Origin of the sequence: Yinghuangia seranimata, from assembly GCF_029953285.1 — a bacterium.
Classification (GTDB): Bacteria; Actinomycetota; Actinomycetes; order Streptomycetales; family Streptomycetaceae; genus Yinghuangia; species Yinghuangia seranimata.
On sequence record NZ_JASAOI010000011.1, the window covers coordinates 25,813 to 39,937 of the forward strand.

Consider the following 14,125-nt stretch of genomic DNA (forward strand, 5'->3'; position numbering starts at 1 on the left):
ACCCTCCGGGTCTCGTACGATCGGTGAGTGGACGACCGGAGCCTGACGGTGCGACGGATCCCGCGGTGGCTCCTGGTGCTGGTCGCGTTGTGCGCGACGGTGCAGCTCGGAATCGCCCTGGGCGTCATCGGCCTGGGGTCGGACGGGTCGTCCCCGTCTCCCGCGAAGACCGCCGCCGCACCCGCGCCGCACGGAGCGGAATCCGGCCGTCCCGCCGCGCAGGGCCAGCGGCCCGACGCGCGCCGCGGTGAGATCACCCATTTGCTCGAGCGCCGCGCCGCAGCGGTACGGGCGCACGACAAGGCCGCCTATCTGGCCACGGTCGACCCGCGCGCGGCCGCGTTCCGGGACGCGCAGGCGGCCGTGTTCGACAACGCCGCGCAGGTCCCGTTCGGGGCGTTCGACTTCGAGCTGGTCACCCCCGACCCGTTCAGCCTCCCGTCGGCACGGCGCGCCGAGCTGGCCGCCGAACAGGTGTTCACCGCGCAGGTGGACGTGGCGTACCGGCTGACCGACTTCGACAACGCCCCGGTGCGCAGCAGCCAGTTCCTCACCTTCGTGCTGCGCGACGGCACCTGGTACGTGGCCGCCGACAGCGACGGCCGCCAGGCGGGCCTCAAGCCCGGCCTGCAGCTTTGGGACCTGGGCCCGGTGAACGTGCTGCAGGACAAGACCGGCATCGTGCTCGGCATCGGCAACAAGAACGACCTGAAGTCGTACCAGAAGGACGTCGAGACCGCGGTGCCCGACGTCGCCAAGGTGTGGGGCAGGGAGTGGGCCGGCAAGGCCGTCGTGGTCGTGCCGGGCAACCAGGAGCAGATGGCCCGCCTGCTGGGCGCCGAGCCGCAGAAGTACGCGCGGATCGCCGCGGTCACCACCGGCGAGCGCGGCGCCAGCACCGAGTCGGCGGCCGCCGACCGGGTCATCGTCAACCCCGACGCGTTCCGCGAACTCGGTCCGGTGGAGCGGCGCGTGGTGATGACCCACGAAATCACCCACGTGGCCAGCCGCGCCTTCACCCGCAACTGGACGCCCACGTGGCTGTCCGAGGGCTTCGCCGACTACGTCGGCTACCTCAACTCCGGCCAGACGATCCGCAGCGCGGCGCCCGAGCTGCGCCGCGACGTGCGGGACGGCCGGGTGCCGCAGACGCTGCCGTCCGACCAGCAGTTCGAGACGACGCAGGACGCGCTGCCGCAGGCGTACGAGATGGGCTGGCTCGCCTGCCGCATGGTCGCCGAGCGGTGGGGACAGGCGAAGCTGGTCGCGCTGTACCGCGAGGTGGGCGAGGCGCCGCCGGACGGCACCGGCGCGCCGGACCAGAACACCCGGATGACCGGCGCGTTCGTGCAGACCCTGGGGATCAGCCCGGACGAGTTCACCAAGGCCTGGGTGCAGTACGTCCGCGCACAGGTGAAGTAGCCTCCCGGAGGGCGGGAGGGGCCGGTCCACCCCGTCGTCGGCCGGAACGCTCCGGGCACTCGGGAGGGACCCCGCGGCATGACCGTTCAGAAGATCCTGGTGGTGTGCCTCGCGGTCACCGCCGTCGTGCTGGTCGCGGCCGTCGTGCTGACCACGCCGTGGCGCCCGCTGCCGCACGTGCCCGGCGGCTCGGTGGCGCCGGACGCGGCACGGGACTTCTCCGCCGCCGAGATCGCCCGCGGCCGCGCGCTCGCCGAGCAGGCCCGGCCGCCGGTCTACCTGTCGATGGCGCTGTCGCTGGTGGTGAGCCTGCTGCTCGGCCTGACCCCGATAGGCGCCCGCCTGGTGACCGCGGTGGCGCGCCCGTTCGGCGGGGGCTGGGTGTGGCAGGTACTGCTCGGCGGGCTGGTGCTGATGCTCGTAGGCCGCGCGGTGGCACTGCCGTTCGACGCCCGTCTCGAGGTCGTGCGGCGCAAGTACGGGCTGTCCGTGCAGTCGTGGGGCGACTGGTGGGTGGACGTCGCGAAGGGCTTCGGCATGTCGGCGGCCCTCGTCCTGCCGGTGCTGCTGGGGCTGTTCGCGCTCGTGCGGCACTGGCCGCGCGCCGCCTGGCCGGTCGCCGCGGGGGCGGGCGCGCTGCTGGTGGTCGCGGTGTCGTTCCTGTACCCGCTGCTCGTGGAGCCGGCGTTCAACAACTTCCACTCGATGCCGGAGGGCCCGCTGCGCACGTCGCTGCTGCAACTGGCCGAGAAGGACGGCGTGCCGGTCAAGGACGTGCTGGTCGCGGACGCGTCGCGGCGCACCACCGCGCTCAACGCCTACGTGTCGGGCTTCGGTTCGACCCGCCGCATCGTCGTGTACGACACCACGGTGAACACCGCCGACCAGCGCGAGATCGAGCTGATCACCGCGCACGAGCTCGGGCACGCCAAGCGGAACGACGTGCTGCACGGCACGCTGATCGGCGCCGCCGGGGTGGCCGCGGGGATCTGCGTCGTCGGGCTGCTGATGAACTGGAGTCCGCTGCTGCGCCGCGCGTCGGCGGACGGCGCGGGGGATCCGCGCGCGCTCGCGCTGCTGCTGGCGGTCGTGGCGGTCGTGACGACGCTGTCCGGGCCGGTTCAGATGCTCGTCAGCCGCCGCCTGGAGGCACGGGCGGACGTGCACGCGCTGGACCTCACGCGTGATCCGGACGCGTTCATCGCGATGCAGCGCCGACTCGCGCTGGCCAACAAGTCCAACCTCACCCCGAACCCGGTTCTCCAAGCGCTGTTCGGCTCGCATCCGTCGACGGCGGAACGGATCGCGCTGGCGCGGGACTGGGCGAAACTTCACGGGGTGCCGGAGGGGGCCAATCGGAAGCCCTGAAGGCCGCGGCGGCGCCGACCGGCTCGACGGCCGGCGGGTCGGCCGGTGCGTCGGCCTCGGCGGGGGTGCGCGGGGCGGTCGCGTGACGGATCGCGGGCCGTCCGGCGCGCCACAGCCGTACGGCCGACCACACGGCGGCGGCCACCAGCAGCGCGTTGCGCAGCAGCAGGACCGTGACCGCCTCCGGCTCCCCGGTGATGACCCAGCCGAACCACACCGGGAACTCCCACGTGGTCAGCGGCACCGCCAGCAGGATCAGCGCCGCCACCGGCCGCTGTGAGGTCTCCCGGCGGGTGAGGCACACCGCCGCGAGGCCGACGAGCCACACCAGGTACTGCGGGCTGAGCACGCGGCTGGTCACGACGAACAGCAGCACCGCGGTCAGCGCGGCGTCGAACTGCGTGGCGGGCGTCCACACGCGGGCCCTGATCCGCCACAGCAGCAGCCACATCAGGGCGAGCGCGCTGGCCGCGAGGCTCAGCCGCCCGACCAGCGACACCTGCGGGCCGAGGAACTCCATCGACCCGTAGTTGAAGCTCACCCGGCCCGACCAGCCGTAGAAGCGCGCGATGTGGAACGGCGTCGCGAACACCGACTCCACCTCGACGCCGCGGTCGCGCTGCGCGCTCAGGAAGTCGAACGCGCCGGGCATCGCCGCGGCGAAGCCGCACACCACGGCGGCGGCGCCGATCAGCGTCCACACGGCGAGTTCGAGGAACCGCCGCCCGCGCGGCGCGCCGACCAGCAGCAGCACCGGCCACACCTTCACGGCCGCCGCGACCCCCGTCAGCAGGCCGCCGGCCCACGGCCGCCGGGCCGACGCCAGCAGCGCGGCCACGGCGAGCGCGGTGACCAGCAGGTCGTAGCGGGACAGGATCATCGGGCCGAGCAGCGGTACGGCGGCCGTCCACAGGGCCGCGCCCCACAGCGAGCGGCCGCGCAGCAGGCACGCGAACGCGACGGCGTCCGACAGCAGCATCAGGGTGAAGAACGCGTGCGGGTAGGACATGGGCAGCAGACCGGGCAGCAGCAACACGCCCGCCGCACCCGGCGGGTACTGCCACATCACGTCCTCGATGGGGAACGTGCCGTCGCGCAGCACCTGGAACCAGGGCTCGTAGATGCCCGACACGTCCGTCTTCACGATCGGGTACGGGTCGTACAACACGTCGAGGGTCACCAGGAACAGCCAGCCGCGCGACACCAGCCACGCGGCGACGACGCTCCACCGGAGTTCCCGCCTGCCCATGCTCTCCTCGTCGCCGTCGTGCGTGCCACCGTACCGTCTGGAATCATCGGGGTCCGATGAAGAGCACCGCCAGGACCCTGATCGTCACCAACGACTTCCCGCCGCGTCCGGGCGGCATCCAGTCGTTCGTCCATTCGATGGCGCTGCGGCTGCCCGCGGACAGCGTGGTCGTCTACACCTCGTCGTGGAAGGACAACCGCGAGGTGCGGGCGTTCGACCGCGAACAGCCGTTCCCCGTGGTGCGGGACGCCACCAAGATGATGGTGCCCAATCCGTGGGTGTTCCGGCGCGCGAAGGACATCGCGCGCGCCGAAGGCTGCGACGCGGTGTGGTTCGGCGCGGCGGCGCCGCTCGGCCTCATGGGGGTCGGGCTGCGCGAGGCGGGTGTGCGCAGGCTGGTGGCCACGACGCACGGGCACGAGGCAGGCTGGGCGCAACTGCCAGGCTCCCGGCGGCTGCTGCGGCGGATCGGCGACAGCGTCGACACGCTCACCTACCTGGGTGAATACACGCGTTCGAAGATCGCGCCGGTGCTCAGCCCGGACGCCGCCGCGGCGATGGTGCAACTGCCGCCCGGCGTCGACGAGACGGTCTTCCGGCCCGGCGTCGGCGGCGCCGAGGTCCGCGCACGGCACGGGCTCGCCGACCGGCCGGTCGTGGTGTGCGTGTCGCGGCTCGTGAAGCGCAAGGGCCAGGACACGCTGATCCGCGCCATGCCGGCCGTCCTGCGCGAAGTGCCGGACGCCGCGCTGCTCGTCGTCGGCGGCGGGCCGTACCGGGGCGACCTGGAGAAGCTCGTCGACCAGGTCGGGGTGCGCAGGTCCGTCGTGTTCACCGGCGCCGTGCCGTGGGCCGAACTGCCCGCGCACCACGAGGCCGGCGACGTCTTCGCGATGCCGTGCCGGACCCGCCGCAAGGGGCTCGACGTCGAAGGCCTCGGCATCGTCTACCTGGAGGCGTCCGCGACCGGACGCCCGGTGGTCGCCGGCGACTCCGGCGGCGCGCCCGACGCGGTGCTGGACGGCGACACCGGCTACGTCGTCGACGGGCGCACCCCCGACCCCGTCGCGGCGCGCGTCTCCGAACTGCTGAGCGACCCGGTCAAGGCCGCCGCGATGGGCGAGCGCGGGCGGCGCTGGGTCGAGGAGGCGTGGCGCTGGGACCTGCTGGCCGGGCGGCTGCGCGGCCTGCTCGGGTACGACGGCTAGCGGCGCGGACGCGATTCCGCGCGCTCGTGCGGCGCGCCTCGGCCCGGAAAGGCCGAGGCCGGGCCGTCGCGGGGACGGCCCGGCCTTGTGGCGGGGTGCGCGGTGCGGTGGTCTCAGCCGGCGTAGATGTTCTCCACGTCGCCCGCGAAGTCTTTCATCACCAGGTTCCGCTTGAGCTTCAGCGACGGCGTCAGATGGCCGCTCTCCTCGCTGAAGTTGATCGTGAGGATGCGGAACTTCTTCACACCCTCGGCCTTCGACACGGCCTTGTTGCCCTCGTCGATCGCCTCCTGCACGGACGCGTTCAGGTCCGGGTCGTCGACCAGGTCGGCGACCGTCGCGTCAGCCGGCTTGCCGTGCTGCTCCTTCCAGCGTGGGAAGGTCTCCGGGTCGATCGTCACGAGCGCCGCCACGAACGGGCGGGCGTCGCCGACCACCATGCACTCGCTGATCAGCGAGTGGGCGCGGATGCGGTCCTCGATCACCGCCGGGGCGACGTTCTTGCCGCCCGCCGTCACCAGGATCTCCTTCTTGCGGCCGGTGACCGTCAGGTAGCCCTTGTCGCTCAGCTGGCCGAGGTCGCCGGTGCGGAACCAGCCGTCCTCGAAGGCGTCCGCCGTCGCCGCGTCGTTCTTCCAGTAGCCCTGGAAGACGTTGGCGCCCTTGAGCAGGATCTCGCCGTCGTCCGCGATCCGGATCGCCGAACCCGGGATCGGCACGCCGACGCTGCCGATGCCGACCGCCTTGGTCGGGTTGAGCGCGGTCGCCGCGGTCGACTCGGTGAGGCCGTAGCCCTCCAGGATGGTCAGGCCGATGCCCCGGTAGAAGTGGCCCAGCCGGGCGCCGAGCGGGGCGCCGCCGGACACCGAGAACTCGCAGCGGCCGCCGAGCGCGGCGCGCAGCTTGCCGTACACGAGCTTGTCGAACAGCGCGTGCTTGGCCTTGAGCACCAGGCCCGGGCCGCCCGCGTCCAGCGCCTCGCTGTAGGCGATCGCGGTGTCGGCGGCGGCCTTGAAGATCTTGCCCTTGCCGTCCGCCTCGGCCTTCGCCGTCGCGGTGTTGTAGACCTTCTCGAACACGCGCGGCACGGCGAGCACGAAGGTCGGCTTGAACTCGGCGAGTTCGGCGGTGAGCTGGCGGATGTCCGGACAGTGCCCGGTGCGCACCCGCGCCTGCATGCAGATGACGTGCAGCTCGCGGCCGAGCACGTGCGCCAGCGGCAGGAACAGCAGGCACGACGGGTCCTTGACGCTGAACAGGTCCTCGAGCAGCGCGATCAGGTTCGTCGTCGGCACGAAGAAGTTGCTGTGCGTCAGCACGCAGCCCTTCGGCCGGCCCGTGGTGCCCGACGTGTAGATCAGCGTCGCGATCGACTCGCCGGTCAGCGTCGCGCAGCGCTCCTCGACGGCGCTGTCCGGCAGCGCGGCGCCGGCCGCGGCGAGCACCGCCTCGGCGGTGCCGTCGTCCGCGCTTTCACCCTGCTCGATACGCCAAACGTGCTTCAGCTCGGACAGGTTGCCGCGCACCGACTCGAGGATCGCCTCGTGTGCGGCCGACTCGACGATGACCGCGGTGGCCTCGGAGTCGTTCAGTATCCACTCGACCTGCTCGGCGGACGACGTCTCGTAGATCGGCACGGTGACCGCGCCCGCGCACCAGATCGCGAAGTCGAAGAGGCACCACTCGTAGCGCGTGCGGGACATCAGGCCGACCCGGTCGCCCGGGCCCACGCCCGACGCGATGAGGCCCTTGGCCGCCGCGTACACCTCGACGAGGAACTCCGCCGAGGTCACGTCGCGCCAGCGCCCGTCGACCTTGCGCGACAGGACCGGGGCGTGCGGGGCCTCCGTCGCGTTGGTCCTGATGATGTCGGTCAGGTTGCCCTCGGCGGGTACCTCGGCCAAAGCCGGGACGCTGAACTCGCGCACGGACTGCTCCTCGTTGGCGGTTGCCAGTGGTCGGGCAGACGTTACTGGCAAGTAAGGTGCGAGTGACAGGGGTCGTGACAATCCTGTGCCATGCGTCACCTCACGCGGCGCCCGGCGGGCGCCGCCCCGTTTCGCCGTGCCCTCTATGTCGACTGTGCCCTCCGAGGGTATGGCACACGCCGACCCGCGTGCCCGCGCCGGTACGCTGCGGACATGCGGGTCCATGTGGTCAGTGACGTGCACGGAGAGGCCGGGGCGCTGGCCCGGGCCGGCGACGGTGCGGACGCCCTGGTGTGTCTGGGCGACCTCATCCTGTTCATCGACTACCACGACCTGACGCAGGGGATCTTCCCCGACCTGTTCGGGCGCGACAACGCGGTCCGGCTCGTCGAGCTGCGCACGGCCCGGCGCTTCGAGGAGGCCCGGGACTTCTCCCGGTCGCTGTGGGCGTCCCTCGACACCGACCCGCAGACCGCGATCGAGACCGCGGTGCGGCGGCAGTACGCCGACCTGTTCGCGGCGTTCCCCGACCCCACCTATCTGACGTACGGCAACGTCGACCTCCCCGCGCTGTGGAAGGACTACGTGCGCGACGGCGTGACCGTCCTCGACGGCGCGACCGTCGACATAGGCGGACGCCGGTTCGGGTTCGTCGGAGGCGGGCTCAGGACCCCGATGCACACGCCCTACGAGATCTCCGACGAGGAGTACGCCGCCAAGGTGGCCGCGCTCGGCAAGGTCGACGTGCTGTGCTGCCACATCCCGCCGGCCGTCCCCGAGCTCACCTACGACGTCGTCGCGCGGCGCTTCGAGCGCGGCAGCGAGGCCGTGCTGGAGGCCATCCGCGCCACCCAGCCGGACTACGCGCTGTTCGGGCACGTCCACCAGCCGCTGGCCCGGCGGATGCGGATCGGGCGGACGGAATGCGTCAACGTCGGGCACTTCCAGGCGACCGGGAAGCCGTTCGTGCTGGCCTGGTAGCCGACGCGATAGCCTTCCAGGGACCGCAGCGCCCCCCGACCGGGGCGGCGTGCGAGTTGACGGCTTCCGGAGGGCTGCTGGCGATGGCGGAACGGACCAGATCGACCATCACGATCGACGCCACCCCGGCCGAGGTGATGACCGTGATCGCGGGCTTCGCCAAGTACCCGGACTGGACCGGCGAGGTCAAGGAGGCCGAGGTCCTCGAGGAGGACGAGGCCATCGGCCGCGGCACCCGCGTGCGGTTCCTCCTGGACGCCGGCGCGATCAAGGACGAGCACGTGCTCGCCTACACGTGGGACGGCGACACCGAGGTGCGCTGGACGCTCGTGACCAGCCAGATGCTCAAGTCGCTCGACGGGTCCTACTCGCTGCGGCCGCTCGCGACGGGCACCGAGGTCACCTACGAGCTGCGCGTCGACGTGAAGATCCCGATGCTCGGGATGATCAAGCGCAAGGCGGAGAAGGTCATCATCGACCGCGCGCTCTCCGGCCTGAAGAAGCGCGTCGAACAGCGCCCCGGCGGTGCGGCCGCCTCCGACAAGACCCTCTGAGCGGGATGACACGCGTCCTCCTCGTCACCGGCCCCGGCGGCGCCGGCCGCACCACCGTGGCCGCGGCCACAGCAGCCGCAGCCGCCCGAGACGGCCAGACCGTCCTCCTCCTGGCCGCCGACGGCACAGCCGACGCCGACACGGTCCTGGCCGTCGAACTGACCGGCGACCCGGTCGAGGTGTGGGACGCGACCTCCGACGAGCCCGGGGACGACGCCCCGGACACCCAAACGCCCGGCGCCACCGCCGCACAAGAAGCGGATCGGCGCGGCGTGGACGCTTCGCTTGACGACGACCCCGGTGGCGGGGGACAGGGAGACACCGGTTCCACGGGCGCGTCGGCTGACGGCGCGGCGCCCCGTGGCGGTTCGGGGCGTTCCGCTGGCCGGACGCGCGGTGGCGACGGGCCGGGCTACGCCGGTTCCGCGGGCGCGGACGCCGCACGTGAGGCGGGTCGGCGCGGTGTGGACGCTTCGCTTGATGACGGCCCCGATGGCGAGGGGCAGGGAGACACCGGTTCCGCAGGCGCGGCGGCCGGCGAGCCCGGGGTGTTCTTTGCTGCGCGGGTGGCCGTGCAGGAGGAGTTCGAGCGGGAGTTTCTGCTCGTGCAGGAGCAGTTGCGTGGCCTGCTTGCGCTCGTCGGGGTCGACCCGCTGGATGCGGAGGAGATCACTGCGGTGCCCGGGGCCGCGGATGCGTTGGCGTTGCGGGCGTTGGCGCGGCATGCCGGGTCGGGGGAGTGGGACCTGATCGTCGTCGACCTTCCGCCGGTCGACCGTACTGCGCTCGCGTTGGCGCTGCCTGAGTCGCTTGCGCGTTATCTCGACCGGCTGCTGCCCGTCGAGCGGCAGGCCGCGCGGTCGTTGCGGCCCGTGCTCGCGGCGGTCGCCGGGCTGCCGATGCCCGACGAGTGGGTGTACGACACCGCGCGGCGCGTCATCGCCGAGCTCGACGCCATCCGGGCCGTCGTCGACGGGCCGGACACCGCCGTGCGCCTCGTCACCCGGGCGGGGACCGTCGCGGCCGCCGCCGACCGCCGGGCCGCGTCCGCGCTCGCGTTGTACGGCAGGCGGGTCGACGACGTCGTCGTCAACGGCGGGCATTTCGGCGGGGAGGTGCCGCCCGAGCGGGTCGCCGCGCTGGGGGAGCTGTTCCCGTCGGCGGCCGTCACCGCCGTTCCCGCGCTGGACACCGAGCCGGTCGGGCTCGCGGCGCTGCTCGCGTTCGCGGCCGCGCTGCCGCCGACCGGCGAAGGCGGCGCACGTCCGGCCGACGGGTTCGCGGTGGAGCAGGACGGCGACCGGCTGATCCTCGTCGTGCCGCTGCCCGGCGCCGACCGCGGCGACCTGGACCTGCTGCGGCGCGGCGACGAACTGGTCGTGACCGTCGGCGCGTACCGTCGGCTGATCCCGCTGCCGTCCGCGCTGCGGCGCTGCACGATCGAGGGCGCGGGGCTGCGCGCCGGCACGCTGCGGGTGCGGTTCGTCCCTGATCCGGCCGTGTGGATGCGGACATGACCGCCCGCCGAAAGGGCAGGCTGCCTGCACAGTTCGCACAACCGGTCGACCGCGCGGGAGAATGCGGCGGGTGGAGCCTTCGATGAAGACGACGGACGGTGCCGACGACGCGTGGGCGGCGGTCGCCGACCCGCTCCCGGGCGCGCGTGAGGACGCCGACGGGCCGCGCGGTGAGCGCGGTGAGCGTGCGGGCGCCGAGCCCCCGCCGTCCGACGGGCCGCGTCCCGATCCCGCCGACCGGCTCGCCGAGGAGGCGCGGAAGCTCGCCGAGGCGCTGGCCGGGCAGGCCGCCGTGCTGCGCGGCCGGGTCGTCGAGCCGTTGGTGCGCAAGCATCCCGAGGCCGCCGCGCACCTGGGCGCGGCCGGGTACGAGCTGAAGGCCGCGTACCGCGCGTTCGTCGCCGACAAGGAACGGCGCTGGGCGTCGCGCGCGGCGCGGGCCGAACGCGTGGACCTCGACGACGACTGATCCGCCGCCGCGCCCGCGGGGCTCCACCGCTCCACCGAACTCACCGAGGAAGACATGGGACTGACGATCGGCGTCGACATCGGCGGCACCAAGATCCTGGCGGGTGTCGTCGACGCCGCGGGCGTGGTCCTGGACCGCGTGAAGGTGCCGACCCCGAAGGACCCCGCCGCGGTGGCCGAGGCCATCGGGGACGTGGTCCGGCACCTGTGCCAGGACCGCGCGGGCGCCGTCGAGGCGGTCGGGCTGGGCGCGGCCGGGTTCATCGCGGCGGACCGGGCGACGGTCATGTTCTCCGCGAACGTGTCGGCGTGGGTCGACGAGCCGCTGCGCGACCGGATCCAGGCGCTGGTCGGGCTGCCGGTCGTGGTCGAGAACGACGCCAACGCGGCGGCGTGGGCCGAGGTGCGGTTCGGTGCGGCCGCGGGGCACGACGACGTGGTGTGCCTGACCGTCGGCACGGGCATCGGCGGGGCGATCGTCCAGAACGGCGAGCTGGTCCGCGGCCGGTACGGCATCGCGGGCGAGCCGGGCCACATGCGGGTCGTCCCGGACGGTCTGCCGTGCGGCTGCGGCAACTTCGGCTGCTGGGAGCAGTACGCGAGCGGCAACGCGCTCACCCGCTTCGCCCGTGAACGCGCCGCGGGAGAGCCGCAGGCCGCGGAGAAGCTGCTGGCCTTCGGCGACGGCACGGCCGAGGGCGTGCGCGGCCCGCACGTCACCCAGGCGGCGCGCCTGGGCGACCCGGTGGCGCTGGCCGCGTTCCGCGACGTCGGCGAGTGGCTCGGCCAGGGCATGGCCGACCTGGCCGCCCTCCTCGACCCGAGCGCCTTCGTCCTAGGCGGCGGTGTCTCCGAGGCCGGCGACCTCCTGCTCGCCCCGGCGCTGGCCGCGTACCAGCGCGTGCTGACCCGCGGCCACCGCCCGGCCGCCGACGTCTTGGTCGCCAGCATGGGCCCGGAAGCCGGCCTGGTGGGCGCCGCCGACCTGGCCCGCCGCTGATCTCCGTACCCCGTTGTCCCGCAGGCCGGGCGACGGGGAACACCGTGACTCCGTAGCCGTCCGGTGAACGGTTAATGGTCTGGCACTTAACCTTTGTAAAGATCGGGTTAAGTCCCGCCGGATCCCCTCTGTGCGCCTTGTGGACGCGTGACCGCGCGCCGTAGAACTGCGGCCATCCACAGACGCTTTCGGAGGGGACCACGCATGAGGGCACGCGTTCGGGCCGGGTTGGCCGCGGGGATCGCGATCGCGGGGATGCTGCCGATGACGGCGGCGACCGCCGCGCCGACGGGGCACCCTGACCGCGGCTGCCCCACGTTGGACGCGAGCCTGCCGTGGTACGGCGAGAACCGGGCCGCGCTCCAGGCGTTCATCGACGACGCGGGGCGCTGCGGCGCGGGCCACCGGCACGGACCGCGCCCGCTCGCGCTGTTCGACTGGGACAACACCGTCGTCAAGAACGACGTCGGCGACGCCACGACGTTCTGGCTGCTGCGCCACGACAAGGTCCAGCAGCCGCCGGCCAAGGACTGGACGCGCACCAGCCCGTACCTGACCCAGGCGGCGGCGGCCGCGCTGTCGGCGGCGTGCGGCACCGCGACCCCGGCCGGCGAGGGCCTGCCGACCGGCACCGACACGCGCTGCGCCGACGAGATCCTGTCGGTGTACTCCAACGGCGCCACGACCGGCGGAGCGGTCGCGTTCGACGGCTACGACCACCGCCGCATGGAGCCCGCGTACGCCTGGGCCAACCAGCTGCTGGCCGGCTACACCGAGCGCCAGGTCCGCGAGTTCGCGGCCGCCGCCCGCGCCGAGAACCTCGCCGCGCCCGTCGACGCCACGCAGCAGGTCGGCACCCACCAGGTCGCCGGCTGGGTGCGCTACTACGACCAACAGCGGGACCTGATAGGTACGTTGCGCCGGGCCGGCTTCGACGTGCGGATCATCACCGCGTCCCCGGAGACCGTCGTCCAGGTGTGGGCCACGTCGCTCGGCTTCGACCCGGACGAGGTGGTCGGCATCGAGGCGCGCACCCGGCACGGCAAGCGCACGTACGACATCCCCGGCTGCGGCGGCACCGGCGACAACTCGGTGATCACCTACTCGGACGGCAAGCGCTGCTTTATCAACCAGGACGTCCTGGGGATCCGCGGCGCCAAGGCCAACCAGCAGCAACCGGCCGACCGGCGGCAGAAGTTCGCGGCGGGCGACTCCGACACGGACGCCACCTTCGTGCGCGACGCGACCGGGCTGCGGCTCGCCGTCAACCGCAACAAGACCGAGCTGATGTGCCGCGCGTACGCGAACGACGACGGCAAGTGGCTGGTGAACCCGATGTTCATCGAGCCCAAGGGCAAGAAGAGCTCGCCGTACCCCTGCTCGACCGCGGGCTACGTCAACCCCGACGGCAGCAAGGCGCCGCTGCGCGACGACGCCGGCAACATCGTGCCGGACCAGCTGGACACGGTCCACGGCTGAGCACGCACAGCCGTCGGCTGCGGAGAACGACGAAGGGGACCGGCGCTCGGGGCCGGTCCCCTTCGGGGTTCCACAGGTATGGCGGACGCGTCGGCGGGAGCCGGTCAGACCACCGCGCCGTCGTCCGGGTCGTCCTCGTCGTGGTCGCGCCGCAGCCGCGACACGAGCGCGACGAAGCCGCCGCCGCACACCGCGACGGCCATGAACGTCGTCCACTCGCCGATCGGCCGACCCAGCAGCACCGCGCCGACCAGGAACAACGGCCCGCCGAGCAGCGCCAGCCAGGCCGTCTTGGTGGCGAGGTCCGTCTTGGGGAGCGGCGGCGGGGGCGGCGGCACGAAGTGCGCCTCGGGGTCCTCGTCGAGCTCGTCCGGTTCCCCGTCCTCGGGGCGGCCCTCGTCGGGCGTCCAGTCGCGCGGGCCCGGCGTGGTCACGCCGATGCGGAACGACCCGTCGCCGGGGCGGATGATGCCACTGCCCGGGGTCCCGCGGCCCTTGCCGGTCCTGGTCGTGCCGTCGACGTCCTCGGCGACCGGCCAGCGCGGCACCGGGTCGCTGACCTCGGCGTCGAAGCCGGCGACGATCTGCGCCCAGACCTCGTCCTCGTCGGGCTCGGCGGCGGGCGAGGCGGCCGGCTTCACCGTCGCGGTCGCCCCGTCGCCGGCCGCGCCGGACTCCGCGGCGGTGTCCGCGGGGGCCTCGGCCGGCTCGGCGGCCGCCTTCGGGGGCACGGCCTCGGCGCGCCGCTCGCGCAGCAGCGCCCGGGCGCGCGAGGTCGCCGCCGCGTCCACCCACAGGCGGAGCAGGTCGGGTTCCTCGTCCAGCGGCGTCACATAGGCCGCCACGCCCTCGGTCCGCAGCACGGCGAGCATGTCGTCGGCGAACCCGGGTTCGAGGTCGGTCAGGGGCTTGTACGACTCCGCGTCGAGCCCGTTGCCGCGTCCTGGCACT

Annotated in this window: 11 protein-coding genes and 1 pseudogene; 9 read left to right on the forward strand and 3 right to left on the reverse strand. The window is 73.3% G+C overall.

What is annotated here, in order from left to right:
• Nucleotides 1-27 precede the first annotated feature (27 nt).
• Together QI554_RS08145 and QI554_RS08150 are read left to right on the forward strand one after the other, a co-directional pair.
• Nucleotides 28-1,422 carry a hypothetical protein gene (locus QI554_RS08145; RefSeq protein WP_281467502.1) on the forward strand — a complete coding sequence of 465 codons (1,395 nt, stop codon included), beginning with the start codon at nt 28-30 and terminating at the stop codon, nt 1,420-1,422.
• 285 nt (nt 1,423-1,707) lie between these two features.
• Nucleotides 1,708-2,685: pseudogene (locus QI554_RS08150) on the forward strand (M48 family metallopeptidase); the annotation flags it as partial.
• Here the strand turns inward: QI554_RS08150 and QI554_RS43535 are convergent.
• A complete protein-coding gene (locus tag QI554_RS43535; RefSeq protein WP_425527933.1) occupies nt 2,666-4,039 on the reverse strand; it encodes a glycosyltransferase 87 family protein in 1,374 nt (457 codons plus the stop codon). The pseudogene QI554_RS08150 and the gene QI554_RS43535 sit on opposite strands and share 20 nt — an antisense overlap.
• 56 nt (nt 4,040-4,095) lie before the next feature.
• Here QI554_RS43535 and QI554_RS08160 point away from each other — a divergent pair, with 56 nt between their 5' ends.
• Complete coding sequence (locus QI554_RS08160; protein WP_281467507.1) at nt 4,096-5,247, forward strand: glycosyltransferase family 4 protein; 1,152 nt, start codon at nt 4,096-4,098, stop codon at nt 5,245-5,247.
• A gap of 113 nt (nt 5,248-5,360) precedes the next feature.
• On the opposite strand, the gene QI554_RS08165 is transcribed toward QI554_RS08160, so the two are convergent.
• A complete protein-coding gene (locus tag QI554_RS08165; RefSeq protein WP_281467509.1) occupies nt 5,361-7,175 on the reverse strand; it encodes an AMP-dependent synthetase/ligase in 1,815 nt (604 codons plus the stop codon).
• Between the two features lie 213 nt (nt 7,176-7,388).
• Between QI554_RS08165 and QI554_RS08170 the strand changes: the two genes are divergently transcribed.
• From QI554_RS08170 to QI554_RS08195, 6 genes are all read left to right on the forward strand, one after another.
• On the forward strand, nt 7,389-8,156 hold the full coding sequence (locus QI554_RS08170; protein ID WP_281467511.1) for a metallophosphoesterase family protein: 768 nt from the start codon (nt 7,389-7,391) through the stop codon (nt 8,154-8,156).
• Between the two features lie 83 nt (nt 8,157-8,239).
• Nucleotides 8,240-8,710 carry an SRPBCC family protein gene (locus tag QI554_RS08175; protein ID WP_281467886.1) on the forward strand — a complete coding sequence of 157 codons (471 nt, stop codon included), beginning with the start codon at nt 8,240-8,242 and terminating at the stop codon, nt 8,708-8,710.
• A gap of 5 nt (nt 8,711-8,715) precedes the next feature.
• A complete protein-coding gene (locus tag QI554_RS08180) occupies nt 8,716-10,227 on the forward strand; it encodes an ArsA family ATPase (RefSeq protein ID WP_281467513.1) in 1,512 nt (503 codons plus the stop codon).
• 82 nt (nt 10,228-10,309) lie between these two features.
• Nucleotides 10,310-10,696 (forward strand): DUF5304 family protein, encoded by a 387-nt coding sequence (locus tag QI554_RS08185; protein ID WP_281467515.1) that lies wholly within the window; start codon nt 10,310-10,312, stop codon nt 10,694-10,696.
• A gap of 54 nt (nt 10,697-10,750) precedes the next feature.
• Entirely contained in the window at nt 10,751-11,695 is a 945-nt protein-coding gene (locus tag QI554_RS08190; protein WP_281467517.1) for an ROK family glucokinase, read from the forward strand.
• Nucleotides 11,696-11,899: 204 nt separating this feature from the next.
• Nucleotides 11,900-13,174 (forward strand): HAD family hydrolase, encoded by a 1,275-nt coding sequence (locus QI554_RS08195; RefSeq protein WP_281467518.1) that lies wholly within the window; start codon nt 11,900-11,902, stop codon nt 13,172-13,174.
• Between the two features lie 104 nt (nt 13,175-13,278).
• Here the strand turns inward: QI554_RS08195 and QI554_RS08200 are convergent, their stop codons facing one another.
• Entirely contained in the window at nt 13,279-14,124 is an 846-nt protein-coding gene (locus tag QI554_RS08200; RefSeq protein ID WP_281467520.1) for an LPXTG cell wall anchor domain-containing protein, read from the reverse strand.
• Between the last annotated feature and the right edge of the window lies 1 nt (nt 14,125).